Genomic DNA, 25,922 nt, shown 5'->3' with positions numbered 1-25,922 from the left:
AGCAAAAGAAGACGCTCATGGCCCGAGATACCACCGACCAGACGCCGGTAACCTCTGTCGCTGACCTGACCGCTTACCTCGCGGCGGGCTCGAAACCGGAGGAACGGTTCCGGATCGGAACGGAGCATGAAAAATTCGCCTTCTTTAAGGCGGACAACAGCCCTGTGCCCTATTTCGGCGATGCCAGCATCCAGGCGCTGCTCGACGGCATGGCTGCAAAGAGCGGCTGGGAACCGATCGTCGACGAGGGCAACATCATCGGCCTCGCCGAACATTCGGGCAATGGCGCGATCTCGCTGGAGCCGGGCGGCCAGTTCGAACTTTCCGGTGCGCCGCTCGAAAACCTGCACCAGACCTGCAAGGAATCGAACCAGCATCTGGCCGTCCTGCGTGAAGTGGCCGAGCCGCTCGGCATTCGCTTCCTCGGTATCGGCGGCAGCCCGAAATGGACGCTTGACGAAACGCCGCAGATGCCGAAATCGCGCTACGGCATCATGAGCCGCTACATGCCCAAGGTCGGTACCCAGGGTCTGGACATGATGTACCGCACCTGCACGATCCAGGTGAACCTCGACTTCTCCTCGGAAGAGGACATGCGCCGCAAGATGCAGGTGTCGCTGAAGCTGCAGCCGCTGGCGACCGCCTTGTTTGCAAGCTCGCCCTTCACCGACGGCAAGCCGAACGGGCTTCTGTCCTGGCGCGGCGACATCTGGCGCGACACCGACAACCAGCGCTCCGGCCTGCTGCCGGCAGCCTTCAGACCAGACTTCGGGTTCATCGACTATGTCGAGTGGGCGCTCGACGTGCCGATGTATTTCGTCGTTCGTGACGGTCACTATCACGACTGCACCCATGTCACCTTCCGTCAGTTCATGAACGGGGCGCTCAAGGGCGAGATTGCCGACTGGCAGCCGAACATGGGCGATTGGACCAACCATCTCTCGACGCTCTTCCCGGATGTCCGCCTCAAGCGCTTCCTGGAAATGCGCGGCGCCGATGGCGGCCCCTGGCGCCGGATCTGCGCGTTGCCGGCCTTCTGGGTCGGCCTGCTCTACGACGGCGAAGCACTCTCCGCCGCAGAAGAACTGACGCGCGACTGGACCTTCGAGGAGGTCGGGACCCTGCGTGATGCGGTCCCCGCCCAGGCACTCAACACCAAATTCCGGACCGGCAACCTCTACGATATCGCCCGTGAAGCGGTATTCATCTCGCGTGGAGGCCTGAAGCGGCGCAACCGGCTGAACGGCGACGGCATCGACGAAAGCCAGTTCCTGGCACCGCTTGACGAAGTGCTCGCCAAGAAGGCGACGCTCGCCGAGGATCTGCTGTCGCTCTACAACGGCCGCTGGAACGGCTCGGTCGATCCGGTCTTTGCCGAGTACCAGTACTGAGACCGTAAGTCTGGGATCAAAAAGCGGTTTCCCACGTCACATTTCCCGTTATAGTGCAACGACATACGTCGTTTGGCCGAAGGGAACCGGGGATGGCACCGCTTTTTGACATGTTCACGCAGGCACAGAACGGACAGGCCACGGAGCTGATGGCCCGGCAATTCGGGCTTGCCCAGGAGCAGATGGCCAAGGCCACGGCTGCACTGCTGCCGGCCTTTTCCGCCGCCTTCAAGCGCAACACGACCAACCCTTACGATTTCGGCGCGCTGCTGACGGCCATGTCCAGCGGCAACTATGCCAAATATTTCGAGGACGTCAGCCAGGCGTTCACGCCGCAAGGCATGGCCGACGGCAACGGCATTCTCGGGCAGCTCTTCGGCTCCAAGGAAATGTCGCGCGCGATCGCAGCCCAGGCGGCCCAGGTCACCGGCATCAGCCAGGAGATCTACAAGCAGATGCTGCCAGCCATGGCCGATACGCTGATGGGCGGTCTGTTCAAGCAGGCAACCGGCCAGTTTGCCGGGGCGAATGCTGCCTTTGCCAACAACCCGATGGCGACGATGATGCAACAGTGGATGGAGGCGTCCGGTCTTGCCAGGAAGCCGGAGCCGCAGGCCAACCCCTTCGACAATCCCTTTACCCAGGCAATGCAGGGCTTCTTCGGCGCCGGCAAGAAGGAAGAGGCTGCCAAGGCGCCCGACTTCTTTGCCGATAATCCCTTCCTGAAGGCATTCCAGGACATGATGCAGCCACCAGGGGCAGGCGCGACAGCCAAGCCGGCTGCGGAGAACCCTGCCGCCGCCCAGTTCTCGCAGATGATGAACAGCATGTTCGACAGCGGACTGGAGATGCAGAAGGAATATCAGAAGAACATCGAGGCGCTGTTCGACAGCTACAAGTCGGGCAACGGCAACAAGGCCTAAGCCCAGGCACTCCCCACACATTCAAACTGCGCGGATAAGAAAAAGGCCCGGTACATGTCTTGGTTCATGTACCGGGCCAAGCGGCAGGGTCTATTGGCTCTACCCTGCGGGGAACGTTTGGCGCGCGATAGAAGCGGCAGCACCGAAACTTTCGAAACTCGGAGCATGATCCGCGTTGGCGGCAGCTTGCGCGGATCATGCTCGATTGGCGCATCTCAAGCGGCGGGATGCGCCATGGGGAAATCAGTCGTGACGGATCCCCTTGTAGAAGAGGCTCACGCGGTTTCGCGAAGCGCGCGTCAGATAGCTGGCGGGATTGTCGAAGAAGGGCGAGGTGATCGCCTCGCGGACATCTTCGCGTCGTAACCCCATATCGAGCAGATGACGGTCATCCAGTTCATTCAGACGCGCGATTTCGCATCGGCTCCTGAACATGCGCCATGCAGCCGTCATCACGCCGACAACGCCAGCGGCGCGGGAAGCATGGGACTGCTTTCCTGCAACGAGGTCGAGATCGAGGACGTGGTCGGTCGTGCGCATGACGGGACTCCTTTTTCAGGCACGAAGAAACCCGTCCCCTGCGCGAGGTCATGCGCAGGGGTGGGCCAGGGAACTTGGGGTGAACCAGCACTTGCTGCCGGCCGGGATCAATGAAATTTGCCCCTGATAGATCGCAAATCCTTATTGATCAGTCCAACGAATGTTTTTAATGATATTCATCAAACAATCTTATGGATGTATCACGGCCATGTCCGCACCGCTTGACATTGATCAGCTGCAAACCTTTGTCGCGATCGCCGACACGGGCAGCTTCACCAAGGCCGCCGACCGGGTTTTCAAGACACAGTCGGCCGTATCCATGCAGATGCGGCGCCTGGAGGAGCGCATCGGCAAACCGTTGTTCATGAAGGACGGCCGCGGCAACCGGCTGACCGTGGAGGGCGACCGGCTGCTCAATTTCGCCCGCCGGATGATCCGCCTCAACAACGAGGCGATGGCCTCCTTCGACGACAATCGCCTGGAAGGCACGCTGCGCATCGGCACGCCGGATGACTATGCCGACCGCTACATGCCCGAGATCATCGTGCGGTTTGCCAAAACCCATCCGAACGTCGAGCTCTACATCATCTGCGAACCGTCGGTGGACCTTGCGGAAAAGATGGCCAAGGGCGATCTCGACATCGCGCTGGTCACGCACAATCCGCGCGCCCGCGCGTCTGACGTGGTGCGCACCGAACCGCTCTGTTGGGTGAGCTCGATCAACCATCCGCTACCGGAAAACGCGCCGATCCCGCTTGCGGTCGGGCGACGCGACTGCCAGTGGCGGCAGGCGGCCTGTGCGGCACTCGACGCGACCGGCAAGGAATACCAGATCCTGTTTACCAGCTGGTCGTCGACCGTGGTCGCCGCGGCCGTGCTCGCCGGCATGGCGGTTTCGGTCCTGCCGGAATCGGCCCTCCGTCCAGGCATGAAGGTGCTGACGCTCGCTGATGGCTTTCCGGCGCTTGCGCCGGTACAGATCGGCATCATGAAGCGCCCGGGCCTTTCGCCGTCGCTGTCGAACGCGATCACCAACCACATCACCGCCTGCCTCGACAACATCACGCCGATCACCGTCAACGATGACATCGATGGCGACATCAAGGGCTTTCCGCGCTATCCGCGCCTGCGGCAGAGCCATATGCTTCCGGGCTGGTAGGCACTTCGGCGCACACGACAATGCCGCGCATCCAAGGGCGCGAGGCCTTTTTGTTGCAACGCGGAGTCCGGGCGGCAGGAGGATTATCATCCCTGCCCGGTCGGCCCGAACCGATTGCTCGATCGCGCCGCTCAGGCGAGCTTCGCCTTCAGGAACTCCACGGTGCGGCTCCAGGCAAGGTCGGCTGCAGCCTTGTCGTAGCGGGCGGCCGACGTATCGTTGTTGAAGGCATGGTTGACGCCGTCATAGACATAGATCGTCGCGTCCTTGCCATTGTCCGTCAGGGCCTTGCGATAGGCGTCGATACCCGCATTGATGCGCTCGTCGAGGCCCGCGTAATGCAGCAGAAGCGCTGCCTTGATCTTCGGCACGTCCTCGGCCTTGGCCTGGGCACCGTAGTAGGCGACGCCAGCCTTGAGATCCGGTGAATTGACCGCAAGCCGATTGACCAGCCCGCCGCCCCAGCAGAAGCCGATGGCGCCGACCTTGCCGGTCGACTGCGCGTGCTGTTCGAGAAACGCGACGGTTGCCACGGCATCCGCGTTGGTTTCGCCGGCATCGAGGGCGCCGATCATCTCGCGTGCCTTGTCTTCGTCAACAGGCGTGCCGCCCGATGGCGACAGGAAATCAGGTGCGAGCGCGATGAAACCTTCAAGTGCCATCCGGCGGGCGACATCGCGAATATGCGGATTGAGCCCGCGGTTCTCGTGGATGACGATGACGGCGGGCAGCTTGCCCGTCACGTTGGCCGGACGGACCAGATAGCCCTTCATCTCGCCATCGGCACCGGGATAGGAAATGTCCTCGCCGACGATGCGATTGTCAGTATCGGCGATAATCTCGGCCTTGGCGCTGCTGGCGGCAAGAAGTGGCGCGATGGTGGCGGCGGCCGCGGCCGAGCCGGCAAGCCCCGTCAGCGTTTCCATGAACCGGCGGCGATCAAGACTGAGGTGTGTATATTCGTCGTAAGCGTCGATCATTGCCTGCGTGATGACAGGTTTGTTCATGACGGCCTCCTTCGGTTTCTTCCTCTGCGGCAGCCCAACGGAATACCGCCCGCGACAGAATAGGTCAGCGGGCGGCTCCGGATATACAAACTTGCGTTACCGCGCATGCGCGGCCATGGTCGCGCTTGGCTACTTAAGGCTCAGCTGTTGAGATCCAGCACGATGCGGCCGTCGATCTTGCCTTCCTCCATGCGCTGGAAGATGGCGTTGATGTTCTCGATCTTGTCCCAGGTGAAATGGGAGGCGACCTTGCCCTCGCCGGCAAATTCTAGCGATTCCTCGAGATCCTGCCGGGTGCCGACAATAGAGCCGCGGATGGTGATGCGCTTCAGCACCGTATCGAAGATCGGCACGCACATCTGGCCCGGCGGCAGGCCGACCAGCGCCATCGTTCCCTTGGAGCGCAGCATGTTGAAGGCCTGCTCCATCGCCTTCGGGGCCACCGCCGTCACCAGGGCGCCATGCACCCCTCCGGTCGCCTTCTGAACCTGCTCGACGGCGTCCTTGTCGCGGGCATCGACGACGAGATCGGCGCCAAGCTTTCTCGCCAGCGCCAGCTTGTCGGGGAAGATATCGACGGCGGCGACATGCATGCCCATGGCCTTGGCATATTGAACCGCCATGTGGCCGAGGCCACCGATGCCGGAGATCAGGGCCCATTCGCCGGGGCGTACCTCGGTTTCTTTCAAGCCTTTGTAGACCGTGACGCCGGCACACAGGATGGGGGCTGCCGGGCCGAATTCGAGCTTGTCCGGCAGGCGTCCGACGTAATCAGGATCGGCGAGACCATACTCGGCAAAGGTGCCGTTGACGGAGTAGCCGGTGTTCTGCTGGCTGCCGCACAGCGTTTCCCAGCCGGTCCGGCACGGCGTGCAGCCGCCGCAGGCGGTGTGCAGCCACGGCACGCCGACACGGTCGCCTTCCTTCAGCCGCTTGACGCCGGCACCGAGCTTAGCGACATAACCGACGCCTTCGTGGCCCGGGATGAACGGCGGGTTGGGTTTGACCGGCCAGTCGCCGTTCACCGCATGCAGGTCGGTGTGGCAGACGCCGGTCGCCTGAAACTTGATCAGCACCTGGCCGGGGCCCGGCTCCGGTATCGGCATTTCCTCGATCACGAGCGGCTTGCGGAATTCGCGCACCACGGCGGCTTTCATCGTTGCGGTCATCTCGATCTCCGATGCTGTCTGTTCGACGTCGATGGGCACGAGGGCGCCGACGACGGAGCTACGCTAACAACAGCCAGACTATCCGCAAAGTAGTGACGAGCAATTGATACGCATCAAGGCGCGAAGATCACCTTGGAAAGTGTCGCAGATTTGCGTCAGAAACCCCTGATCGGCACGCGCTCGATAACACCGCAGGCCCTAAGGCATAGGCAGCGGTCAGCTGTTCGCCATCCAGACGGAAAGCCAGATCCACATGCCTCCGAGCGTCGCAACGCCCGCCATAAACAGTGGTCGACGGTAGCGGATGCGGTTGCTGGTCACGTGAACGAAGGCATGCAGATACCGCGAGGCAATGAACAGCCAGGCGAGGACCAGCGAGACGATGTTATCCGCCTCGGTGATGTAGAGGAGCACGCAGCAGACGTGGAACAACACCGGCAGTTCGAACTGGTTGGCGATGCTGTTGCGAACGACCAGGCTCTCGCCCGGCTCGTCCCGGTTCTCACGAAACTGCGAGACCTGCACCTTGCCCGCCCGCACCAGGCCGACGCGACGGAACGACAGGAGGGCGTAGAGGACGAAAACGAGCAGCACATGCGCCACCATCGGCCAGAAGATCTCGAAGCCCGTCATCGCTCTTACTCCACTCGAAACAATCCACTCAGGAAAGACAGGGGCGCCGGGCGGCGCCTCGTATCAGGAAGGAACGGGGGCGCCGGAAGCGCCCCCGAGAAGATGCTTAGTGCGAACCCGGATAGTTCGGGCTTTCGCGCGTGATGGTGACGTCATGGGCGTGGCTTTCGCGCAGGCCGGCACCGGAGATGCGCACGAAGGTGGCGCGCTCCTGATAATCCTTGATCGTCGCGCCGCCGACGTAGCCCATCGAGGCCTTCAGGCCGCCGGCGAGCTGGTGCAGAACGCCGGAGACCGGGCCCTTGTACGGAACCTGGCCTTCGATGCCTTCGGGCACAAGCTTCAGCGTGTCGCGAACTTCAGCCTGGAAGTAGCGGTCGGCCGAGCCGCGCGCCATTGCACCGACAGAGCCCATGCCGCGATAGGCCTTGAACGAGCGGCCCTGGTAGAGGAACACTTCGCCCGGGCTTTCGTCAGTACCGGCGAGCAGCGAGCCGACCATGACGGCCGAAGCGCCGGCAGCGATCGCCTTGGCGAGGTCGCCGGAGAACTTGATGCCGCCATCGGCAATTACCGGAATGTCCGAGGCCTGAGCGGCTTCGACGGCTGCCATGATCGCGGCCAGCTGCGGGACGCCGACACCGGCGACAATGCGCGTGGTGCAGATCGAGCCCGGGCCGATGCCGACCTTAACGGCGTCAGCACCGGCGTCGATCAACGCCTTGGTGCCATCAGCGGTGGCGACGTTGCCGGCCATGATGCGAACCGAGTTCGACAGCGTCTTGACGCGGGTGACCGCGTCGAGAACGCGCTGCGAATGGCCGTGGGCGGTATCGACGACGATGAGGTCGACGCCGGCATCGATCAGACGTTCGGCGCGCTCGAAGCCATCATCGCCGACGGAGATGGCGGCGGCGGCGCGAAGACGACCCTGCGCATCCTTGGAGGCATTCGGGTTCAGCTGCGACTTTTCGATGTCCTTGACGGTGATGAGGCCGACGCAGCGGCCATCGCCGTCGACGACCAGCAGCTTCTCGATGCGGTGCATGTGCAAGAGGCGCTTGGCTTCCTGCTGGTCGACGCTTTCCTTGACGGTGATCAGGTTTTCACGCGTCATCAACTCGTAGATCTTCTGGTTCGGATCAGACGCGAAGCGAACGTCGCGGTTGGTGAGGATACCGACGAGGCGGCCCTGCTTCTGGCCACCGTTGCCGCCGTTCTCGACGACCGGAATGCCGGAAATGCCATGGATCTTCATCAGGCCGAGCGCATCTGCCAGCGTGCCATCGGGCCCGATCGTCACCGGGTTGACCACCATGCCGCTTTCGAACTTCTTGACCTGACGAACCTCTTCGGCCTGTTCGACCGGTGTCAGGTTGCGGTGGATGACGCCGATGCCGCCGGCCTGCGCCATGGCGATCGCCAGGCGGCCTTCGGTCACGGTGTCCATGGCCGAGGAAAGGATCGGGAGGTTGAGGTCGATATCCTGCGCGATGCGGGTCGAGATATTCGTCTGTCCCGGCATGACTTCGGAATGCCCGGGCTGGAGCAGAACGTCGTCGAAGGTCAGAGCCTCCAGACCGGTTGCCGTTTCGATGATACGCGCCATGGCCAATTCCCTTCAATAACGAAAATCCCCGGGAAACGGGCTGCGATTTGCCCACCGGGTGACTTCAAAGCTTGTCTTGGAAGTTGGCGAGGGCTCGTAACACGGATATGTCAGGATGAAAATAGCAAAGCCCGGGAAATGTCCCGGGCTCCCCCTATTGTTGTTGCGGAGCAACATTTTGGCTGTCAAATGCTCAGATATCGAGCTGATAGCTTGCCGGCACGAACCGATAACCCTGGTCCTGCGCTTCCACGAAGCCGACGGCGGGGAATGGCATGTGATAGCCAATGAAAGGCAACCTTTCGCTCGCGATCATGCCGAAAACCTTGCGGCGCGAGGCGGCAGCTGCCGCCTTGTCCATGTCGAAACGGACCTCCCAGTCCGGTCGCTGCAGAGACAGGACATAGTGGTTGGCGGTATCGGCTGTCAGCATCATCGCCTTACCGTCCGATTCCAGACGAAAAACCATATGGCCGGGCGAATGACCGAAGGCGGCGATCGCCGAAATGCCCGGAGCGACCTGCGCCCCGTCGCCGATGAACGTCGCCTTTTCGGCGAGCGGCACCACTTTTTCCAGCACGCCCTTGTGGCCACCTTCTGCCGGCGTGCCGACCCGGGCCGGATCCTTCCAGAAGGCAAATTCCGCTTCACCGATGACATAGCGGGCATTGGCAAAGGCCGGCTTTCCGCCTTCCATCAGGCCGCCGATATGATCGCCGTGCATATGGGTGAGGACGACGACGGAGACGCCCTCGGGCGTGTAGCCGGCAGCACGGATACCATCGATGAGACGGCCGGATCCCGCTTCGCGCCCGGCTTCGCCCAAGCCGGTGTCGAACAGGATCACCTCTGTCCCGGTATCGACAAGGACTGGTGAATAGCTGTTGACCAGCTTGTCGGTCGGGAGAAAGTTCAGCGCTAGCAGCTCGGATACCGCCTGTTCCGACTGGTTCGTGCCATAGGTCTCGTGCGGTTTGGCAGAGGTGCGTGTGCCATCGCAGATGACCACGACCTTGAAAGCGCCGAGTTTGAGCGCCCGGATGGGCGGATGGGCTGGTTGCATGTTCTGACTGTCCGTCTTTTCCTGGGCCGTGGCAAACCCGGTCATGAATGAGGGTGCCGCCAATACACCCATTGTTCCCGCCGTCATCAAGGTGCGGCGCTTCATCGTCATGTCGCTCGTCATCATTTTCTCCCGCGATCACTGCCTCTTGCTATCACCGGGCGAGAAGTAGCGTCTTGACAGCAATGGACAGGCGGGATCACAGGCTTTTGATCTGCAATCGTCGGTTTGGTCCCGACAAAGCCATCGGAAGCGCTAGCTTGGAGCCCAAGCTGACGCCGCCCACCCCCAAGGCACATTCGCATGAACCGTATCGTCCCGATGATCCTTGCCGTCGCGCTCTTCATGGAGCAGATGGATTCCACCGTCATTTCCACGTCGCTGCCGGCCATTGCCCGCGACATCGGCGTCGGGCCGATCACTCTCAAGCTGGCGCTGACCGCCTACATGGTGTCGCTGGCGATCTTCATTCCCTTGAGCGGTTGGATGGCCGATCGCTTCGGCGCCAAGAAGATCTTTCGCGCGGCGATCCTTGTCTTCATCGCCGGCTCGATCCTCTGCGCCGTCTCCAACAGCCTGCTCGCCTTCGTTCTGTCGCGGTTCCTGCAGGGCATGGGCGGCGCGATGATGACGCCGGTCGCCCGCCTGGTGCTGGTGCGCAGCGCGCCGCGCAGCGAGCTCGTCTCGGCGATGGCGCTCCTGACGATCCCGGCGCTGGTCGGGCCGCTTGCCGGCCCGCCGCTCGGCGGCTTCATCACCACCTACTTCTCCTGGCACTGGATCTTCCTGATCAACGTGCCCGTCGGCATCGCCGGCTATATCCTCTCCGGCATCTACCTGCCCCACATGGAACCACGCAATCCGCCGCCGGTCGACATTGTCGGCTTCCTGCTCGGCGGCATCGCCGCATCCGGCGTCGTCTTCGGCCTGTCGGTCATCAGCCTGCCGGCACTGCCGCCGATCATCGGCATCGGTTCGGTGATCACGGGCGTGATCGCCACCCTGCTCTACATCGCCCATGCCAGGCGCCATCCGCACCCGATCCTTGATCTCAAGCTGTTTCAGGACAGCGCCTTTCGCGCCGCCCAGATCGGCGGCACGGTGTTCCGCATCTCCGTCGGCGCCGTGCCCTTCCTGATGCCGCTGATGTTGCAGGTCGGCTTCGGCCTCAACCCGTTCCAGTCCGGCATGATCACCTTCATCGGCGCGGTCGGTGCGATCACCACCAAGTTCTACGCGCGCCGGGTGCTCGCCTTTGCCGGCTTCCGCACGACGCTGATCATCGCGGCCATCATTGCTGCAGTCACCACCTTCGCCAACGGCTTCTTCACACCGGCAACGCCCTATCTTGTGATGATCACGATCCTCCTGATCGCCGGTTTTGCCCGCTCGTTCTTCTTCACCAGCGTCAATGCGCTGTCCTTTGCCGATATCGACGACGCCGACGCCAGCAAGGCAACGTCGATGAGCGCCGTCCTGCAACAGATCAGTCTGGCGCTTGGGGTTGCCGTTGCCGGCGCGATTCTTGAAATCGAGACGTCGCTCAGCGGCGGCCCGCTGCAGCTCGACAACTTCCACACAGCGTTCATGATCATTGCGATCGCCAACCTTCTGGCAGCAATACCTTTCCTGACGATGGCGAAGAATGCCGGCGCCTCGGTCTCCGGACACAGGCTGCCCGTGCGCGAGATCGAAACGTCGGCAGGAAAATAATATCGGGGCGGGTTGGCCTAAGGGCTATTCGGGCCGCTCGCAGACCGCCGACAGCTTGTTGCCGTCGAGATCGCGGACCCAGGCGCCGTAGAAATGGGCGTGGAATGGACGCAGGCCCGGCGCTCCCTCGTCGATGCCACCTTGGGCAAGGGCTGCCGCGTGGAAGGCGTCGACCGCCGCGCGCGTTTCGGCCACGAGCGCGATCGTCGCCCCGTTGCCAAAGGTTGCCGGCTTACCATTGAACGGCGTCACCACCCAGAACCGGCACCTGATGTCGCCGTCGGCGCCATAGCCGATTTCGGTCTCGTCCTGCCGCTGACGGCGGTACCCCAACGTCGCCAGAACCGGGTCGTAAAACGCGCCCGCGCCGTCGAGATCGTTGGTGCCGACCGTCACGTAAAGCAGCATGGCTCAGTCCGCCGCCTCGTCTTCTGCGGGCTCATCCGCGTCGGTCGCACGGCGTCCCTTGAAGCCCTTGGCAAGCAGGAACATCTCCACCGATTCGGCGCGCGAAGACGCCGGCTTGATGTGAATGACCTGGCGGAAGTTCTGCTTGAGCATGTTGAGCAGGTCGCGCTCGGTGCCTCCCTGGAAGGTTTTTGCCAGGAAATGCCCACCTTCGGCGAGAACGTCGACGGCGAAATGCGCCGCGACTTCGCAGAGATGCATGGTGCGGAAATGGTCCGTCTGGCGGTGCCCCGTCGTCGGCGCCGCCATGTCGGAGATGACCAGGTCCGGCGTGCCGCCGATCGCTTCCATCAGCTTTTCAGGCGCCTGAGGGTCAAGGAAATCCATCTGCAGGATGCGCACGCCAGGCAGCGGATCCATCTCCAGGAAGTCGATCGCTGCAACACGCGGGTCGCCATCCGTCGAATTGGTCACCTTGGCGGCGATCTGCGACCAGCTGCCGGGGGCGGCCCCCAAGTCGATGATGCGGCGGGCGCCATTGAGGATCTTGTGCTTCTCGTCGATCTCCAGAAGCTTGAAGGCGGCGCGGGCCCGGTAGCCTTCGAGCTGGGCGCGCTGGACATAGGGATCGTTGATGTGGCGCTCGATCCAGCGACGGGACGACGCCTTGAGCTTGCCCTTCTTGACCTTCTGGCCAAGCTTTCGGCCGCTGCGGTTGCCGCCAACAGGAGGTTTCGTCATATGTTTTTTCCTTCGTGGCGGCGACGGCCGCGCATCGCTTCGGACGCGCCGGGCCTGCCGTATCTGCAGATGTTATCGCACAATTGCCTAAATCGATTTCCGATTGAAGGAATTATGTGGTCGAGCTGCGCTGATGCCTGCGCGGCCGCGAGCGACGCCAGGCGCCATCGTCGGCCATCATGTCGGTGAGCAAGCCTTCCCGCAGCCCGCGATCGGCAACGCGCATGCGCGTCGAGGGCCAGCGGCGGCGGATTGCTTCGAGGATCGCGCAACCGGCTAGCACCAGATCGGCGCGATCGGGGCCTATGCAGGGGTTTGCCGCCCGCGCATCAAAATCCCAGGACAGAAGCCGCGCCTGCATGGCGGAGACCTCGTCGTCGGACAGCCAGAGCCCGTCGACGCGACGACGGTCATAGCGCGGCAGATCCAGGTGAACGCCGGCAAGCGTCGTCACCGTGCCCGAGGTGCCGATCAGGTGGAAGCCGCTGCCGGCAATGCCCGTTGCCAGCGCCTCGACCGGCGGGCTGTCGAAACGCGACAGCATGCCCTCGACTTCCTGCACCATGGCTTCGAAGCTTGCAGGCGTCACATGCTGGCCGCCGTGGCGCTCGGAAAGGGTCACGACGCCGACCGGCAGCGAGGTCCAGTGGGTGATGTGGTTGGCGAGACGGTTGGATCTGTTGTCGCCGATGCGGATGACCGCGATCTCCGAAGATCCGCCGCCGATATCGAAGAGAACGACGGAGCGCGTCTCGCGATCAACCAGCGACGAGCAGCCGGACACTGCAAGCCGCGCCTCCGTCTCGCGGTTGATGATCTCCAACTCGAGCCCCGTTTCCTTGGCAACGCGCTCAAGGAAGCTTTCGCCGTTTGCTGCCGCACGCGCTGCTTCGGTTGCGATCAACCGGCTGCGCCGAATGAGACGCCCGCCCAGCTTGGTGGCGCAGACCTTCAGCGCCTCGACGGCGCGGTCCATCGCGTCGTCGGACAACCGGCCGCTGGCGCCCAATCCCTCACCCAGCCTGACGATGCGCGAGAAGGCGTCGACCACCCGGAACTGGCCGGGACGGGTCGGCTGCGCAATCAGCAGACGGCAATTGTTGGTGCCGAGATCCAGTGCCGCATAAAGCGGCGCCGGCGGCTCGCTGGCGGCAACGAAGGGTGCGCGAGGCTGGTCGGAACGCGACGGCGCTTGTCCGCCAGGCTGAGGCGCCGCGGGCCTGGATACGGCCGCCCCGTCATTGGGGCGCGACTGCGCCTGCTGCCGCTCGCCCGAGGTGAGTGGCCGCCCCTGAATGCCACGACGATGCCGCGCCTTCTTGTTGCGCTTGTGCCCTTTCCTGTCGCCCATGGCCGGGTCGACAAGCTGCACATCGCGGCTACCCGCAGATGCGGGTGCAGCCTGAGCCTGCTGTTTTGCGGATTTCGAACGACGACGCCGTTTGCGCTTGCGCGCCGGTTCCGCATCGTCTGGTCCTGCGGGACGCCCTGCCATGCCGGCACCGCCGGGTTGGCTGGCAATTGCAGACGGCGAAGCAGACGACTTGCGCCGTTTCCGCTTGCCCTTGCCGTTGCGCGGAACCATCTTGTGTCCATCGCTACGGCCTGCTGCCGACGCCCCGGATTCGGACGGCTTTTCGCCGTGATCGGGGTCTTTCACTTGTCTCAACCATCGCGCCGCGCAAAGCTTTATCAGCCGCTCAAGGCGCTTTCTCGATTTTTCGTTGGGGCGACTGTACCAGCGCCGCCCCCATTCGCCAAACTTTTTTTGAGAAACGGCTTGTGCACAACAATTCGGACGAGCGGCCGGTCCGGCCTATCCCCTCGCAAACAAGGCAAGTTCAGCGCCAAGCCGTCCCGTTCCCTTCACCACCGCGAGACGATCTTCGCTTCATGCACGATTTTTTTGCAAAAGGTATTTGCATCGGCCGCTGATTTGTTTATAAGCCCGCCAACCACACCGACGGGCTTCGCCCCGACGGCGGCTTTGGGGAATAGGTTAACGGTAGACCCACGGACTCTGACTCCGTTAGTCCTGGTTCGAATCCAGGTTCCCCAGCCAATTCTCCCAAAAAGCCCTTAATTCCTTGATTTTCCAGTCGTGCCGGATATCGTTTTGGCATCATTGGCGACCTGATGCCCATAACTGATGCCCACAGGTGATGCCCACGCGAAAAGTTGCGTGCCATCATCGGTGGCGAGCAAGGGCAGTTTTCATGGCGGTCCGCCACGACGTCGAGAACCTCATTCGCCGCGGAAACATCTTCTACTGGCGCGCGCGTGTTCCAATCTCCTTCATCCAATGCACCCCAGGGAGCCGGCTTTCACTCAGTCTTCAGGTTTCCGATCATAAGAAAGCACAGATGATCGCGCGGCAACTCAACATGCGGCTTGCCGAGATGAAATTGAAACCGAAGGAAATCATGGCTGACAGGGAACAGCTTCAGAAGTTTTTTGAGCATACGCGCGACGCCATGCTCAGGGACCTTGACGACATCAGTCTGCTGGCCAAGCGGAAAGGTCGGGCGGGTGACGTCCACGAGATGGAACTCGATCTGGAGGCAGGCTGGGCCTACAGCCTTCTGGCCAAGTTCGGCGCAGCCAAGGACCTCACCCTGGCAGGAGACTGCAGCGGGCTGAGTTACCTGCTGAGAAGCGGCGTGCCGATCTCCCACGTGGATGCAATCCGGGCAAATCATATCGACGGATTGAATACGGTACGAAGCCACGCCGTACAGGAAGCGGTCCGAAGCGTAATGGTCTCTTTCGACATTCCTGACACCCCGATAAATCGGGAGCGGGCCATGACGAAGTTTTGCGAAGCCCGCGCACAAGCATTTTTCGACATCGATGAACGTCACGAGCTCGTCGATAGACGCCTCAGTGAATTCACAGGTGGTGACGCAGGCAACAAATCCTTGACCGAGGCCAAGCCTGCAAGGGTCGAACCAGCACCCCCCGCTTCCCTGAAGCTGGCCGTAGAGAGCACACCGGCAACGCCCGCGCCGGATGTTCCGGAGGTGGCGGCATTCGCCCACCTCGACTTATCGCCGGGCCTCGCAAACGCCGCGAAGGCGTCACCCAAACCTCGGGAAGCTGAACAACGGGTCGTTGCCGTATCGGAGTTTGAGGAGGAGTGTGAAAAGCTCATCAAGAACATGGGCGAAGATTGGGAGCCGGCAACAGCGCGAGATGCAATGGCGCTGGTACGGATGTTCAAATCGGTGCTCCATGAACATGGAGTCGAGCATTCCGGGCAGATCGAGCAATACCACATCGGCCTGCTGCGACAGCATTTCAACGACATTCCGACCAACTGGGGCAAAAGCGCCCGGATGAGAAGCATGTCGGCGCCGGAGCTGCGCGCGGAGGGCGAGAAACTGTACCAGGCAGCGGATGCTACCGGCACCAAGGCGAAGGTGGGGCTGGCCTCGACTACAATTCGCAAACACTTCGGGAACCTGCAACACTTCCTGAAGCACCTGAAAGGCCACGGGTTCGAAATCGAGCAATGGACATTCGAGGGTCTCCGGCCCCGGAAGCCGAAAGCCGGTGAAATCCGAGGCAAGCAATACAAGCCGAAGCCGCAGGACGTTACCCCGATTTTTGCCAGCCCGATCTATACGGGTGCGCAAGGCCATCTGCGGGGGAAGAGATACGAGCCGGGCAGTGAAGTTTTCCACGACGCCCTCTACTACCTGCCCATGTTGTTCACCTATCTCGGAGCTCGACGAAAAGAGTTTGCAGGTCTCTCTGTCAGGGACATTGCGCGGGATGAGCACGGATACGTAATCATCATTCGCACCAACGATCTTCGTCGGCTGAAAAATGTGCAGTCGGAAAGATGGCTGCCCCTTCCCGACGAACTCGTTCGTTTGGGCTTCATCGACTACTATCACGCGATCAAGAAGCTTGGTTATGATGCACTGTTTCCAGATCTGTTCTCGGACAAGACCGACAACGATCCGGGGGATCGTTTCTACGACGTCTTTACGCCCGCGATGCAGGAAGCACTTGGCGAAAACATGTGGAAACGAGCGCTTCATGCTTTCCGGCATGGGATGGCGGACACACTGAAGCAGGCAGGCGTCTCGCCAGACGTCATTGATGACATCTCGGGACGGTTGAGCGAGGGCAGCGAAACAAACACGCGCTACACCAATCCAGCAGGCCTTCCGTTGATGCGGAGCGCCTTGAAGCACTATCCGATCATTACCTCCGCCATCGAGCCGAAACCGTTGCAACTCCTCCCGTGGATCGAAAACAATCAACCACCTCCGTGGGCGCGCGAGCGCAAGAAGTGAGTAGACCGGGGCGGAAATGATTTCCGCCCCGGTCTACTGTGAAACGAGGCTGCCTTCCAACACCTTCGGGATCGTGTGGCCGACGGAGCTAAACGAACTGAAGAACAAATCCCATCTGCTTCTCTGGAATTCCGATTCAGAATCAAACGGCGTTTTACGAAGTAATGGGGGGAGAAGTCGCCATTTCGCCAAACGCCGTCAGGCGTGCATTGTACCCGCCAAGCAAGCCAATTCGACAACGGCAGACCAGGTTGGGCGTGTCGCTCAGACTTCCTGGTCGGCTCCGTCGGGATAGAGCAGATGAATTTTTCGGCGGAAGGGCGAGCCGCCCGTTCGGTATCTGGCGATCAGATCGTCAAACACCGCGTCGCTTTCGCGCTCATCGAACCCCTGATCGACCAACATCGAAACGATCTTGGTCCGGAACTTCTCAAGCTCGGCCTGCTGGCCCTTGTCGATCGCCCGCCGGATCAGCCAGAACAGTGCCACCCGGGCCACATCGTCCCTATCCGGCCGCCTGGCCATTCTGTTGGCGTCGCGAAGTGCCTTCTGCCGCCGCCGTGCTGTCTTAAGGTTCATGCTGCCTTCTCCCAATCCTTGACCTGTTATCAATGGTCAGGGGACCGGCGTGTCGGCGCAAGCCCTATTCCGCCGAATCGGAAATATCGATTTTTGAATCGATGGCTCAGAACATTGAATCAAATGACCGCAATTTTTCTTGAGTTGCGGGCACGTCATCTCATGTCAGGATGACTCGATCAGCCGCGAACGGCGTTGGTGAATCAGAATATTCGAATTCCGAATCAAAACTGTCGAACCCAGAATCAAATGAGCGCAATTTGTTTCAGGTTGCCGGAGACTTGACGTGCGTTGCCGAAAACGTTCCGCAATTCATTCCAAGTCACATCACATCATCACGATGATGGCCGAATATCCAGCCTTCCAACCTTCTGATAGCGTCAATCGGCGGAACGCCTTCATCCCGCCGGCCGTCAACGACGTCAAGCATGCCGAAAAGCCCGATGGCGGCATCGAAACGATCCTCACCTGCCTTGTCCGAACCAAAGCCATCGTCGATTGACGGTTGCAGCAGATCGGTATCGAGGTCCGGCCGTGCTGCAAGCCAAGGTCTTATACTGTGTCCCATTCGGATTCGGTCCGCCTGACGCCGCTTGCTCCAGCCAGTTCGAGGCATACCGATCTGACGGTACACGTCGCCAGGATATGTCTCGGTGAGGACGACTGGCTTGCTGTTGGCGAGTTCGGACACGCTGCCGTCGAAAGGCCACAGTCCAATCTCGTCCAGTCTCGGAACGATGATTTCCCGCCATCCCGAGATCGCGCCTTTGCCGACCTGATTGCCGCCAAGCGTCCAAAACAGCATGCAGGCGGCCTGCCGATCGGCGGTCGCCCGCTCGCAGATGCGCAGGATCGACGACGCGTCAGAAATCCCAAGAGCGTCGAACAGATGGGCACGCGCTGTGCCGCCAGGGCGGATGGGATAGAACGGCCGATGCAGTGAGATACGGTCGCGATGATCGGCGACATTGTACCAATCCGACCAAATCCCGGAGCCGAACAATGTCAGAGCCTCTCGGAAAGTGCCAAGACCCGCTGCTCGCGCATAGAACTCCGGCAGGCCGATGGGGAAGTCGAAGCCGATGACGAGCGAGCCTGGCTCTACCGCGCGGCGCTGCAGCCGATCGAACAAGCTCGATGTGTCACCGACGAGTTCCGGCGACAGAACATGCCAATGTCCGCCGCGCTTGATGGCCACAGCCATCCAGCGTTTTTTCGGATCCATGCTCCAATCGCAATGGGCAACGACCGTTACGCCCATCCCGCCCTCCGACTTTCCTCACTACCGCATGACGACTACCAGCTTTACGGCGGCGGATCACCGTCTGTCAAAATTTGTAGCACCGCACTTTCATCCATGGCCTGCGCTTCGAACAACGCCTTGGCGAGGGCATTGAAGGTCGGCCGGCGTCGCCTAAGGATCGTCCCTGCCCGGTCGAGCGCCGCTTCCAACCTGGCATGAACGCGCGCCGCCAGTTCAGGATCGCCATCGAGAACCGCGCCCGGATCGCGATGGGGACGATAGAGCAGCGGATGCTCGGCCCCGAAGCCGAGGATGCGTTCCATGTCGAAGGCAAGCCGCGTGGCCCGTGCGAGATCGCTGTCTTCGGTACCACCGGATCCAGCGGAGATGCGCTTGAGAGTGAGTTGCTCAGCAGCCCGCCCGGCCATCAGCATGGTCAGCATGTTTTCGTACCAATCGCGGGTATCGGCCGCCCAGAGATGGAAGCCCACCAGATTATAACCACCCTTGCCGGTGTCGATATTGAGGCCGCGAACGGGACCAAGATCGAGCACGTGATGGACAACGGCGTGCCCCGCTTCATGGAACGCCCAGCGCCAACGCAAATTGTAGGGCACCTGTGGACGATTACCGCGGATACCCTCTTCGATGTCTACGTAGGTGATCGCCCGCTTGCCGCGTCGCGCCTTCAATCGCGCCTCCCGGACGACGCGCTCGATATCGGCACCCGTCAGGCCCATGGCCCGCGTGGCGAGACGCCGCAAGATCGCGTGCCCAGCAACATCCGTGTCCGTCGTGTTGGCATGCTGTGTCGTGGTCATCGGCCTGTTCCCTTCCGTTCAATCTCGGCTTCATCCCTCAGATGGTCGGCGACAATCTTCTTCAGTGAGAAGCCATCATCGGTATCTGAGCCGGCGTCGGCTTCCGGCTCCTCAATCAGTGCCTTCACATCGTCACCGAGATGATGGGCAAGGATTTCCGCAAGCGTCGGGACGTCGGGCTTTGGGATTTCGATATGAGTCTCCAGCCGTCCGGAGCGCTTGATCGCCTCGTCGATATCGTCGGGCCGGTTGGTGGCGCCGACGATGATCAATCCTTCGCTCTTGACCGCACCGTCGAGCAGCTCCAGCGCCTTGTTGACGACGGCATTCCAATAGTCTGAGTATTCTCGCTCAGCGGGCTGCCGCTTGCCGATACCGTCGATCTCGTCGATGAACAGGATCGCCGGTGCCATGGCCCGCGCCTCGATGAAGGTCTTGGCCATCTTCTCGATCACGTCGTTCAGATGTCCACCTTGCAGCCAGGTGGAAACGGAGGTGACGACCAGCGGAACCTGTAGGCTGTTGCACAGCGCCCGGGCAAAGGTCGTCTTGCCGGTGCCGGGTGGGCCTGATAGCAGCAGCTTGGTGCTCATCTCCGACCACGATAGGATGCTCGCGCGGTAGTCATCGAGGTCGACTTTGAGATCGAGCGCCCAGTCCTTCGCCCTGCCATATCCGGAGATAGCCTCGACAGTCAGCGGCGGCTTGTGGCCAGTCTCGTCCGCCCTCAGTGGAGGCTCCGGCTGGATCACTTCGGCGCCAGACGGCTTGTCCTTCTTCCAGCGGCCGTTGCTTTCAGTGTCAGTGGGCTTCGGCTTTTCGTCTGAACCTGACGTCTTCTCGGTATTGGAAGGAGCTGTCCGTGATCCCCTTGTTCCGGAGGAAGAGACGTTGTCGCCACTTGCACTGCCTTCCTCGTCGTCGCTGTCCTCGTCTTCAGAGTCGCCGCGATTCCGCTCGATGAGGATCGCAAGGACGTGCAGCACGTCCCTGATGTGCCGACCCGGACGGAAGGCAAGAACCAGATCCTCCAGCGACAACCAGCGCGCATCGGCATCCGCCGGCCAGCCCAACGTCTCGATTGCCACGTCCGGATAAAACACCTCGACCAAGTCGGCGACGAACCTCCGATCAAGCTTTCCCGTCTCCAGCGACAGGTCGGCGGAGATCCGCAGCAGGGAGGGAATGTCCGATCGTTTTTCCGCAACGGCAAGGATCGGGAACTCGCGCGAGAGCGCGCTGATCATTCTCCGACGCAGGGCGTTGCCGGTGACACGATGCACCCCGGCGCCTGAGAACACCACAAGACGTTTGCGAACCTCCCCGTCGTGAACATCGAAGTGATCGTCGTTGAACATATGATCGGCATCGATGATGGCGAACGGACCGCCCGGCACCATTGGAGACTTTTCCAGCAGCCGCAGCACTTCCCGCTCGAAGCCGTCGAGTGGCGCATTCAGCGTGACGACCGACGTCACGCGCGTCAGAATGTGAACGATCTCCCGTAGTGACCTGCTGCTACTGCGCACCGCACGCGCCAACACCAGGGTCACCACGACATGACTGACCAGCGGCACTGCGGCCGCCTGATCGACAAGCCCAACCGCGTAGGCACGCCGATCGATGCCGTTGGCCAGTGTCACCTCCTCTGCATTTGCGCTGCGACGCTTCCGTGGGAAGGCAACCAGCGGCGAGCGAAGCGTCTTGTCGATGGTCTCCACCGTCACGCCGACCTCGCCGTTTGCTTCTGGATTGAGATTGCCCTTGGCTTCTGACGCAACGATCCCTTTGCCAAAATTCCGCTGGAACCAGGGACCATCGCGAACCGGATCGCCTGATAGACCTGCCGTGTCGAAGGCGGGGCTGTAACGGCAAAGCAGATGGCCATCGACATCAATGACCTTAGCCTCGAGCAGACCGTTTCGCAGAGCGATGCTGCGCGCCTCGCGGCGCGCAAGATGCCGCAGGCGATGGACGAACAGACGAGTGAGTTTATCCATCGGCGCGCCCTCCTGTCTCCGCGGCAATAATTGCCGTCTCAACGATCGTCACCGGATCGCGCGGCCGTGTCCGCATGCGCCGACGTCCATCAAGGTGACCCGGTTTCGAAGAGCCTGCCTGCACGCGTTCGCCGATAGAGCGAAAGACTGCCTGTGTCTTCGCGGTCATGACAGCCGGAGCAGACCCGGTCCGATGCTCGTCCGGGAGCAGACCGAGATTCCGATTGCGGGTTCGAAGCCAGTCGAGCACGAGGCGGCAGGCGGCGTCGTCATGATCGGCAAGTGCACCCAACTTGGCAATCAAGGGCACGGGCACCGGTGGTCCTTGGCGAACGCAGGCGAGCGCGAGGCCGATCAGGATGGCGGGATGGTCGCGGCGGTTATCGGTGTGACCGACGCCAGTCGCTTGAAAGTGAGGGATAGTCGCCAGCCTGCTATGACGGCAAGGCGGCGCGACGGTATCGGGCGTGACCGTTTCACATCGGAAGGCGGCCACAGACGGGCGGTCTGTATCGATGGACATGAGGATCTCCTCGCCGGAGCACATTGGCATCCGGCGTTCTCGGAATGGAAGGATGGGAAGCCGGCCGCGCGCCTGATGGCACGGCCGAGATCAGTGCCGTCGGATGACTGACAGATCAGTGCCCGCGGGGACGACGGGCAAAGCCAACCTTGATACGGACCGGTTCCGGTTCGTCGTCCTGGTCCTCATCGAAGCAACCGAGCTCATCGAAGCCGTCGTCCTCATCCTGCGCCGCCATCGCCTGCTCGTCTTCATAGCTCAGCGTCGGACCATTCAGCGCGATCCGCGCCTTGGCAGACAAGGCCGACGCCGCATCCGACACGGCGATCTCCACGACACCGAGCGCCTTGCGCGCGACCGTCTCGAGAAGCTGCTGCACACGACGACCAAAGCGCAGGCGCAGTTCAGCCATGCACGCGGCGACACCATCAATCTCCAGCAGGTCGTCGATCTCGGACAACGCCCAGATGCCGGTGGCATGATCGCTCGGGCGGCTGGCGCCATCGACGATGGCGACCTCGACGGTGTCGACCATCATGCGCTTGTGGTTCTTGTAGAGCCAGTCCGGCAGCACCATTGCCGAGGCCATCATCTTCATCTTCAACTCTTCAAGACGACTGGTGTCACCGTACGAGGCGAGCGAACGCTTGAGGTCGAGGATGTAGGCGATATGCCGCGCACGGTTCACGATGATGAGGTCCGGCGTGTAGCTGCCCTTGGCCGGCGCCTCGCAATCGAGCTTGATGCCATCGAGGCAGGACCAGTCGTTGCCGGCGACGGCTTCAAGCGCCGCCTTGACCAACGGCAGTTTCAACGACTGCGACAGCACCGTCACGTTGGGGTTGGCTTTCGCCAGGCACTCGACCGCCTGTTCAAGCAGCTTGCCTTCGCGGAACGAAACGGCGCGCACAAGCGAGGCGATGTGAACATAGTGTCCGAGGATCTCGTCCTCGATCGGCTCGCCGTCGGCAATCGCCGCAATGGCGCGATCGATCAGCAGGTCGAGATCAGCCTCGACGTTGGCGAAGCGGACGATGTGCGGGTGGCGGCGCAGACTTGCCGGTTCGCTGATGGACCCTGCGGTAAGAGCCGAAACGCGGCCGAGGCCCAGAGGGCGCTGGCGCGATCCGAAGGTCGACGCGGTGGCGAAGTCGACGTTGATGGTCGAACGGAGAACTTCCCCCGTGGGGAGCGTCGATGTAAACGTAGTCATAGCCCGATTCCTTTCAAGAGAAGGCTGAAGGTCAGGCCCTTGTCGATGTTGGCGCATCGGCTCGGGCCGTTTTGTGTTCGGTCTTCCGAACAGCCCCAACCTGGCAGGACCGGCGGCCGGGCTCAAGGACCCGCCAGGGAAAAAGAGAACAAAACCGGTCCAAGGTTAACGCCGAGCTCACAGCCCCCAAACCGATGTGCGTTTCCAGAGCCCAACCTGATCGGGCCTGGCGTGCTGATCGCCCTTCGGAAAGCAAATGGAAAAGGGCCGACATGCGGCCCTCTTGGCTTTGATGGAAGCTTGCTTCCGGGCTCCAAGCCCCGCACCCCTATCAGGCCGCAGATGCGGTTCCGTCGTTGGTTTTTTTGGCGGCAGCCTTAGGGCCAAGAAAGGCGGGCCATTTGACAGCCTTAGGCGGCTCAGCCAAGGCTTCGCTCAGAGTCGGGATCGAATCGTCCGGCAAGATCTGACTGGATGCCGCCGGCAGTTCCACCGTGGCTTCGGCGCCGAAAGCCGCAGCGATGGACTTCAGCCGCTCTTCCACCGACGCAGTATCCGCCCGACCCGGATCATCACTGCCCTTGACCGCCGCCAGAACTGGCTTGTTCGCATCGATGTCCGTCGGAACGTTGGTGTTCGACACCTCGCGGGTTTCCGCACTTGGCCAGGCAGGAGCAATAGCCTTCGAGGTCGCCCAATCCAACAAGGGCACCACCTCGGTTTCCAGCCAAATCCGGAGCTCGGCCTTGTCGGGCCAGTGGGTCTCGCTACTCATTTTGAAGAGCAACCGACTAATCTTTTCCCAACCAGATTTCGGAGGCAAGCTGATGGGCCACATCGTGTGCTTGTCGTTCGGATGCGGCATGACGAACTGTGCCAGACTTTCAAGCTCGCGGTAGGCGAGACGTGCCGTCAGATGTGTCTTCTCGGCGAGCGTCTTCTTGACGATGTTCTTCTTCGGCAACGCCTCACTGACATGCGCGCGGATCATTTCAAGATGCCCGATGAAGGCTTTGATGCCATCCCGAACCTTGACCGCGATGATCGCTTTCAGTCCCTCAAGACCCCCGACATCGTACGGATCGGCCTGCGGCTTCGGGTCGACCTGGTTTTTCGAGCTGGCCACAATCGCTGCGACGTCGAGCACCCTCAGCTTTCCATTCTGCGCAGCAAAGCCGATTGCCTGTTCGATCTGCTCCGGCTCCGCAGCGCTCAGTTTTCCAAGGACCGTCGGACCGACGGCCAGTTCCACCAGAATGTCCTTGTAACGAGCCAGATTGCGAAACACTGCGCGCTGGGTCCGGACGTGACGCGCGGTATAACCGCAGCGCGCGACCGCCCACTTTTCCAGAGTACCTTCCGGAAGAAGCGCGGCTGCGTGTTCAAGGCGCTCACCGAGCTCGAAGGCCTCTTCAGTCGAACGGCGAGTCACGCCGATAAGGAACACGGCTGTCTCTTCAAGCAGGCTCTTCACGTCTTCCGTAACCGGATTGGCTTCGTAAAACGTGCGGGCGGAGGACGAGAGAGCATTCATGTGGGTAGTCTTGTTCATGTTAAACTCCAAAGAGATTGAAATAAGTAAAAGCTTATCTGCCCTTACCTCACTATTATCTCAAGCACACACAAAGATATCTACCAATCTATGGTTTTGGTAAATTAATGTATCCAAGTAAAATGTTGAAATTAATACCTATAATACTGTACTTCACGTCATTTTCTCCACGTGCGAAAAGAATCTTGCTTGCGTGAGGCCCAAGCAACGTGCACAATTAATACGTGCGCTGAAGCGACGAAAACTGAGCCGGAAAGCAGCACCTGCGGGGACCCTTTCACGACACCCTGTCACCTGGTAGCAAGTTCCATAGAGCCTCATTTTTTTGCGAGAGAGCGCATCCATCGATGGCGAAGGCCATACTGACCACCAAAGTCGATCCGAGCTACGACGATCTCCCGGAGCAGCGGTATCATTTTCCGCGAACTTATTTGCGCCAGGTCGAGGCGGCCCGCGGGGACTGGATCATCTATTATGAACCGAGGCGTCCGAGCGGCGACCTGATGAAGTCTGGCGGCAGACAGACCTATTTCGCGACAGCCCGGATCGTCGACATCATTGAGGATCCATCGAAGCCCGATCACTTCTACGCGCTGATCGAAGATTTCCTTCCCTTCGATCGTGCCGTCCCGTTCAGGGAGGCGGACTATTACTACGAGAGTGGCCTGCGCAAGGAGGACGGCTCGACCAACAAGGGCGCGTTCGGCCGCGCCGTCCGAAACATCTCCGACGCCGCGTATGATCTGGTCCTTGCCGCGGGCTTCGCTCATGTTCTCGGGCAACGTGACCGGTTACGCACTGCGCCGGATCCGGCCGAGGAAGCATGCATCGGTTTTTGGTGACAACCCGCAGATGACCTATGAGGTCAACACCATCGATCGCCGCATAGTCACCCAGGTGCTTCAACGCCCCTTCCGGGACCGCGCCTTCGCCGCGGCCATAAAGACGGCCTACCACGATACCTGCGCCGCCACCGGCCTCAAGCTCATCAACGGCGGCGGACGATCGGAAGTCCAGGCGGCTCACATTCGTCCGGTGGCGGACGGTGGCCCTGACAGCGTGCGAAACGGCCTCGCACTCTCCGGCACAGTGCACTGGATGTTCGACCGTGGGCTGATCTCGGTTGATGATGACTACAGCTTGCTGATCGCGGGCGGCGGCGCACCCGACACCGTCACGCGGGTCATAAATCCGGAGCGGCGCCTGCTCGTCCCCTCAAGGCCGGACGAACGGCCGCATTCGCAGTTCCTGCAGTATCATCGCGAGCGCGTGTTCAAGGGGTGAGGACGCGGAAATTATTTCCGCTGTTGCCGCGAGCGGTTTGGCTGGTG

The 25,922-nt window shown here is 61.4% G+C and carries 23 protein-coding genes and 1 tRNA gene; 9 read left to right on the top strand and 15 right to left on the bottom strand.

Features of this window, described 5'->3' with window-relative positions:
- Positions 1-17: 17 nt before the first annotated feature.
- On the top strand, positions 18-1,391 hold the full coding sequence (locus tag LPJGGPFB_RS05670; protein WP_173419110.1) for a glutamate--cysteine ligase: 1,374 nt from the start codon (positions 18-20) through the stop codon (positions 1,389-1,391).
- A 92-nt stretch (positions 1,392-1,483) separates the two neighbouring features.
- Positions 1,484-2,314, top strand: a complete 831-nt coding sequence (locus LPJGGPFB_RS05665) for a DUF937 domain-containing protein (protein ID WP_173419109.1) — start codon at positions 1,484-1,486, stop codon at positions 2,312-2,314.
- Positions 2,315-2,557: 243 nt separating this feature from the next.
- Here the strand turns inward: LPJGGPFB_RS05665 and LPJGGPFB_RS05660 are convergent, their stop codons facing one another.
- A complete protein-coding gene (locus LPJGGPFB_RS05660) occupies positions 2,558-2,854 on the bottom strand; it encodes a YjiS-like domain-containing protein (protein ID WP_173419108.1) in 297 nt (98 codons plus the stop codon).
- A 208-nt stretch (positions 2,855-3,062) separates the two neighbouring features.
- Between LPJGGPFB_RS05660 and LPJGGPFB_RS05655 the strand changes: the two genes are divergently transcribed.
- The gene (locus LPJGGPFB_RS05655; RefSeq protein ID WP_025426032.1) at positions 3,063-4,013 is read left to right on the top strand and encodes a LysR substrate-binding domain-containing protein; all 951 of its coding nucleotides are present in this window, start codon (positions 3,063-3,065) and stop codon (positions 4,011-4,013) included.
- 131 nt (positions 4,014-4,144) lie between these two features.
- Here LPJGGPFB_RS05655 and LPJGGPFB_RS05650 read toward each other — a convergent pair whose 3' ends face one another.
- The 5 genes from LPJGGPFB_RS05650 to LPJGGPFB_RS05630 all read right to left on the bottom strand — a co-directional run bounded on the left by LPJGGPFB_RS05650 (position 4,145) and on the right by LPJGGPFB_RS05630 (position 9,617).
- Entirely contained in the window at positions 4,145-5,020 is an 876-nt protein-coding gene (locus LPJGGPFB_RS05650) for a dienelactone hydrolase family protein (RefSeq protein WP_173419107.1), read from the bottom strand.
- Between the two features lie 140 nt (positions 5,021-5,160).
- Positions 5,161-6,189, bottom strand: coding sequence for an alcohol dehydrogenase AdhP (gene adhP, locus LPJGGPFB_RS05645; RefSeq protein WP_077504248.1), 1,029 nt, complete (start codon positions 6,187-6,189; stop codon positions 5,161-5,163).
- Positions 6,190-6,405: 216 nt separating this feature from the next.
- Positions 6,406-6,822, bottom strand: a complete 417-nt coding sequence (locus LPJGGPFB_RS05640; protein WP_173419106.1) for an MAPEG family protein — start codon at positions 6,820-6,822, stop codon at positions 6,406-6,408.
- Positions 6,823-6,928: 106 nt separating this feature from the next.
- Positions 6,929-8,431, bottom strand: a complete 1,503-nt coding sequence (gene guaB / locus LPJGGPFB_RS05635) for an IMP dehydrogenase (RefSeq protein ID WP_173419105.1) — start codon at positions 8,429-8,431, stop codon at positions 6,929-6,931.
- A 193-nt stretch (positions 8,432-8,624) separates the two neighbouring features.
- Positions 8,625-9,617: an MBL fold metallo-hydrolase gene (locus tag LPJGGPFB_RS05630; RefSeq protein WP_173419104.1), complete on the bottom strand. Its 993-nt coding sequence runs from the start codon at positions 9,615-9,617 to the stop codon at positions 8,625-8,627.
- 180 nt (positions 9,618-9,797) lie between these two features.
- On the opposite strand from LPJGGPFB_RS05630, the gene LPJGGPFB_RS05625 reads away from it, so the two are divergent.
- Entirely contained in the window at positions 9,798-11,207 is a 1,410-nt protein-coding gene (locus LPJGGPFB_RS05625) for a DHA2 family efflux MFS transporter permease subunit (RefSeq protein ID WP_173419103.1), read from the top strand.
- Positions 11,208-11,231: 24 nt separating this feature from the next.
- Here the strand turns inward: LPJGGPFB_RS05625 and LPJGGPFB_RS05620 are convergent, their stop codons facing one another.
- From LPJGGPFB_RS05620 to LPJGGPFB_RS05610, 3 genes are all read right to left on the bottom strand, one after another.
- Positions 11,232-11,615 (bottom strand): VOC family protein, encoded by a 384-nt coding sequence (locus tag LPJGGPFB_RS05620; RefSeq protein ID WP_173419102.1) that lies wholly within the window; start codon positions 11,613-11,615, stop codon positions 11,232-11,234.
- A 3-nt stretch (positions 11,616-11,618) separates the two neighbouring features.
- Positions 11,619-12,356 (bottom strand): RlmE family RNA methyltransferase, encoded by a 738-nt coding sequence (locus tag LPJGGPFB_RS05615; RefSeq protein ID WP_173419101.1) that lies wholly within the window; start codon positions 12,354-12,356, stop codon positions 11,619-11,621.
- Between the two features lie 112 nt (positions 12,357-12,468).
- The gene (locus tag LPJGGPFB_RS05610; RefSeq protein ID WP_173419100.1) at positions 12,469-14,016 is read right to left on the bottom strand and encodes a Ppx/GppA phosphatase family protein; all 1,548 of its coding nucleotides are present in this window, start codon (positions 14,014-14,016) and stop codon (positions 12,469-12,471) included.
- 328 nt (positions 14,017-14,344) lie between these two features.
- Here LPJGGPFB_RS05610 and LPJGGPFB_RS05605 point away from each other — a divergent pair.
- Both LPJGGPFB_RS05605 and LPJGGPFB_RS05600 read left to right on the top strand, forming a co-directional pair.
- A tRNA-Gln gene (locus tag LPJGGPFB_RS05605) sits at positions 14,345-14,418 on the top strand.
- 154 nt (positions 14,419-14,572) lie between these two features.
- Positions 14,573-16,660: a DUF6538 domain-containing protein gene (locus LPJGGPFB_RS05600; protein ID WP_173419099.1), complete on the top strand. Its 2,088-nt coding sequence runs from the start codon at positions 14,573-14,575 to the stop codon at positions 16,658-16,660.
- Positions 16,661-16,924: 264 nt separating this feature from the next.
- On the opposite strand, the gene LPJGGPFB_RS05595 is transcribed toward LPJGGPFB_RS05600, so the two are convergent.
- From LPJGGPFB_RS05595 to LPJGGPFB_RS05580, 4 genes are all read right to left on the bottom strand, one after another.
- The gene (locus LPJGGPFB_RS05595) at positions 16,925-17,239 is read right to left on the bottom strand and encodes a hypothetical protein (protein ID WP_173419098.1); all 315 of its coding nucleotides are present in this window, start codon (positions 17,237-17,239) and stop codon (positions 16,925-16,927) included.
- A 322-nt stretch (positions 17,240-17,561) separates the two neighbouring features.
- Positions 17,562-18,500: a DUF429 domain-containing protein gene (locus LPJGGPFB_RS05590; protein ID WP_173419097.1), complete on the bottom strand. Its 939-nt coding sequence runs from the start codon at positions 18,498-18,500 to the stop codon at positions 17,562-17,564.
- Positions 18,501-18,544: 44 nt separating this feature from the next.
- Positions 18,545-19,303: an ATP-dependent metallopeptidase FtsH/Yme1/Tma family protein gene (locus LPJGGPFB_RS05585; RefSeq protein ID WP_173419096.1), complete on the bottom strand. Its 759-nt coding sequence runs from the start codon at positions 19,301-19,303 to the stop codon at positions 18,545-18,547.
- The gene (locus LPJGGPFB_RS05580; RefSeq protein ID WP_173419095.1) at positions 19,300-21,303 is read right to left on the bottom strand and encodes an AAA family ATPase; all 2,004 of its coding nucleotides are present in this window, start codon (positions 21,301-21,303) and stop codon (positions 19,300-19,302) included. Before LPJGGPFB_RS05580 ends, LPJGGPFB_RS05585 begins: the two co-directional genes overlap by 4 nt.
- 193 nt (positions 21,304-21,496) lie before the next feature.
- Here LPJGGPFB_RS05580 and LPJGGPFB_RS05575 point away from each other — a divergent pair, with 193 nt between their 5' ends.
- Positions 21,497-21,937, top strand: coding sequence for a hypothetical protein (locus LPJGGPFB_RS05575; protein ID WP_173419094.1), 441 nt, complete (start codon positions 21,497-21,499; stop codon positions 21,935-21,937).
- Between the two features lie 4 nt (positions 21,938-21,941).
- Here LPJGGPFB_RS05575 and LPJGGPFB_RS05570 read toward each other — a convergent pair whose 3' ends face one another.
- Entirely contained in the window at positions 21,942-23,039 is a 1,098-nt protein-coding gene (locus tag LPJGGPFB_RS05570) for a hypothetical protein (RefSeq protein ID WP_173419093.1), read from the bottom strand.
- 331 nt (positions 23,040-23,370) lie between these two features.
- A complete protein-coding gene (locus tag LPJGGPFB_RS05565) occupies positions 23,371-24,591 on the bottom strand; it encodes a hypothetical protein (protein ID WP_173419092.1) in 1,221 nt (406 codons plus the stop codon).
- A gap of 431 nt (positions 24,592-25,022) precedes the next feature.
- Between LPJGGPFB_RS05565 and LPJGGPFB_RS32940 the strand changes: the two genes are divergently transcribed.
- Both LPJGGPFB_RS32940 and LPJGGPFB_RS32935 read left to right on the top strand, forming a co-directional pair.
- Positions 25,023-25,433, top strand: a complete 411-nt coding sequence (locus tag LPJGGPFB_RS32940; protein ID WP_234902771.1) for a hypothetical protein — start codon at positions 25,023-25,025, stop codon at positions 25,431-25,433.
- Between the two features lie 10 nt (positions 25,434-25,443).
- Complete coding sequence (locus tag LPJGGPFB_RS32935) at positions 25,444-25,875, top strand: HNH endonuclease (RefSeq protein WP_234902770.1); 432 nt, start codon at positions 25,444-25,446, stop codon at positions 25,873-25,875.
- Positions 25,876-25,922: the final 47 nt, after the last annotated feature.

Source organism: Ensifer adhaerens (assembly GCF_013283195.1).
GTDB lineage: Bacteria > Pseudomonadota > Alphaproteobacteria > Rhizobiales > Rhizobiaceae > Ensifer > Ensifer adhaerens_G.
Note: the sequence above shows the minus strand (reverse complement) of the source record. Positions and strands in the feature narration are given on the sequence as shown.

What these genes read in the sequence shown, in the direction of transcription:
- LPJGGPFB_RS05600 (WP_173419099.1), top strand. Translation starts at nt 14,573, where the DNA reads ATGGCGGTCCGCCACGACGTCGAGAACCTCATTCGCCGCGGAAACATC.
- LPJGGPFB_RS05575 (WP_173419094.1), top strand. Translation starts at nt 21,497, where the DNA reads ATGCTCGTCCGGGAGCAGACCGAGATTCCGATTGCGGGTTCGAAGCCA.
- LPJGGPFB_RS05640 (WP_173419106.1), bottom strand. Translation starts at nt 6,822, where the DNA reads ATGACGGGCTTCGAGATCTTCTGGCCGATGGTGGCGCATGTGCTGCTC.
- LPJGGPFB_RS32935 (WP_234902770.1), top strand. Translation starts at nt 25,444, where the DNA reads ATGACCTATGAGGTCAACACCATCGATCGCCGCATAGTCACCCAGGTG.
- LPJGGPFB_RS05670 (WP_173419110.1), top strand. Translation starts at nt 18, where the DNA reads ATGGCCCGAGATACCACCGACCAGACGCCGGTAACCTCTGTCGCTGAC.
- LPJGGPFB_RS05580 (WP_173419095.1), bottom strand. Translation starts at nt 21,303, where the DNA reads ATGGATAAACTCACTCGTCTGTTCGTCCATCGCCTGCGGCATCTTGCG.
- LPJGGPFB_RS05585 (WP_173419096.1), bottom strand. Translation starts at nt 19,303, where the DNA reads ATGACCACGACACAGCATGCCAACACGACGGACACGGATGTTGCTGGG.
- LPJGGPFB_RS05665 (WP_173419109.1), top strand. Translation starts at nt 1,484, where the DNA reads ATGGCACCGCTTTTTGACATGTTCACGCAGGCACAGAACGGACAGGCC.
- adhP (WP_077504248.1), bottom strand. Translation starts at nt 6,189, where the DNA reads ATGACCGCAACGATGAAAGCCGCCGTGGTGCGCGAATTCCGCAAGCCG.
- LPJGGPFB_RS05590 (WP_173419097.1), bottom strand. Translation starts at nt 18,500, where the DNA reads ATGGGCGTAACGGTCGTTGCCCATTGCGATTGGAGCATGGATCCGAAA.
- LPJGGPFB_RS05655 (WP_025426032.1), top strand. Translation starts at nt 3,063, where the DNA reads ATGTCCGCACCGCTTGACATTGATCAGCTGCAAACCTTTGTCGCGATC.
- LPJGGPFB_RS05565 (WP_173419092.1), bottom strand. Translation starts at nt 24,591, where the DNA reads ATGAACAAGACTACCCACATGAATGCTCTCTCGTCCTCCGCCCGCACG.
- LPJGGPFB_RS05650 (WP_173419107.1), bottom strand. Translation starts at nt 5,020, where the DNA reads ATGAACAAACCTGTCATCACGCAGGCAATGATCGACGCTTACGACGAA.
- LPJGGPFB_RS05615 (WP_173419101.1), bottom strand. Translation starts at nt 12,356, where the DNA reads ATGACGAAACCTCCTGTTGGCGGCAACCGCAGCGGCCGAAAGCTTGGC.
- guaB (WP_173419105.1), bottom strand. Translation starts at nt 8,431, where the DNA reads ATGGCGCGTATCATCGAAACGGCAACCGGTCTGGAGGCTCTGACCTTC.
- LPJGGPFB_RS05620 (WP_173419102.1), bottom strand. Translation starts at nt 11,615, where the DNA reads ATGCTGCTTTACGTGACGGTCGGCACCAACGATCTCGACGGCGCGGGC.
- LPJGGPFB_RS05595 (WP_173419098.1), bottom strand. Translation starts at nt 17,239, where the DNA reads ATGAACCTTAAGACAGCACGGCGGCGGCAGAAGGCACTTCGCGACGCC.
- LPJGGPFB_RS05630 (WP_173419104.1), bottom strand. Translation starts at nt 9,617, where the DNA reads ATGACGAGCGACATGACGATGAAGCGCCGCACCTTGATGACGGCGGGA.
- LPJGGPFB_RS05570 (WP_173419093.1), bottom strand. Translation starts at nt 23,039, where the DNA reads ATGACTACGTTTACATCGACGCTCCCCACGGGGGAAGTTCTCCGTTCG.
- LPJGGPFB_RS05660 (WP_173419108.1), bottom strand. Translation starts at nt 2,854, where the DNA reads ATGCGCACGACCGACCACGTCCTCGATCTCGACCTCGTTGCAGGAAAG.
- LPJGGPFB_RS05625 (WP_173419103.1), top strand. Translation starts at nt 9,798, where the DNA reads ATGAACCGTATCGTCCCGATGATCCTTGCCGTCGCGCTCTTCATGGAG.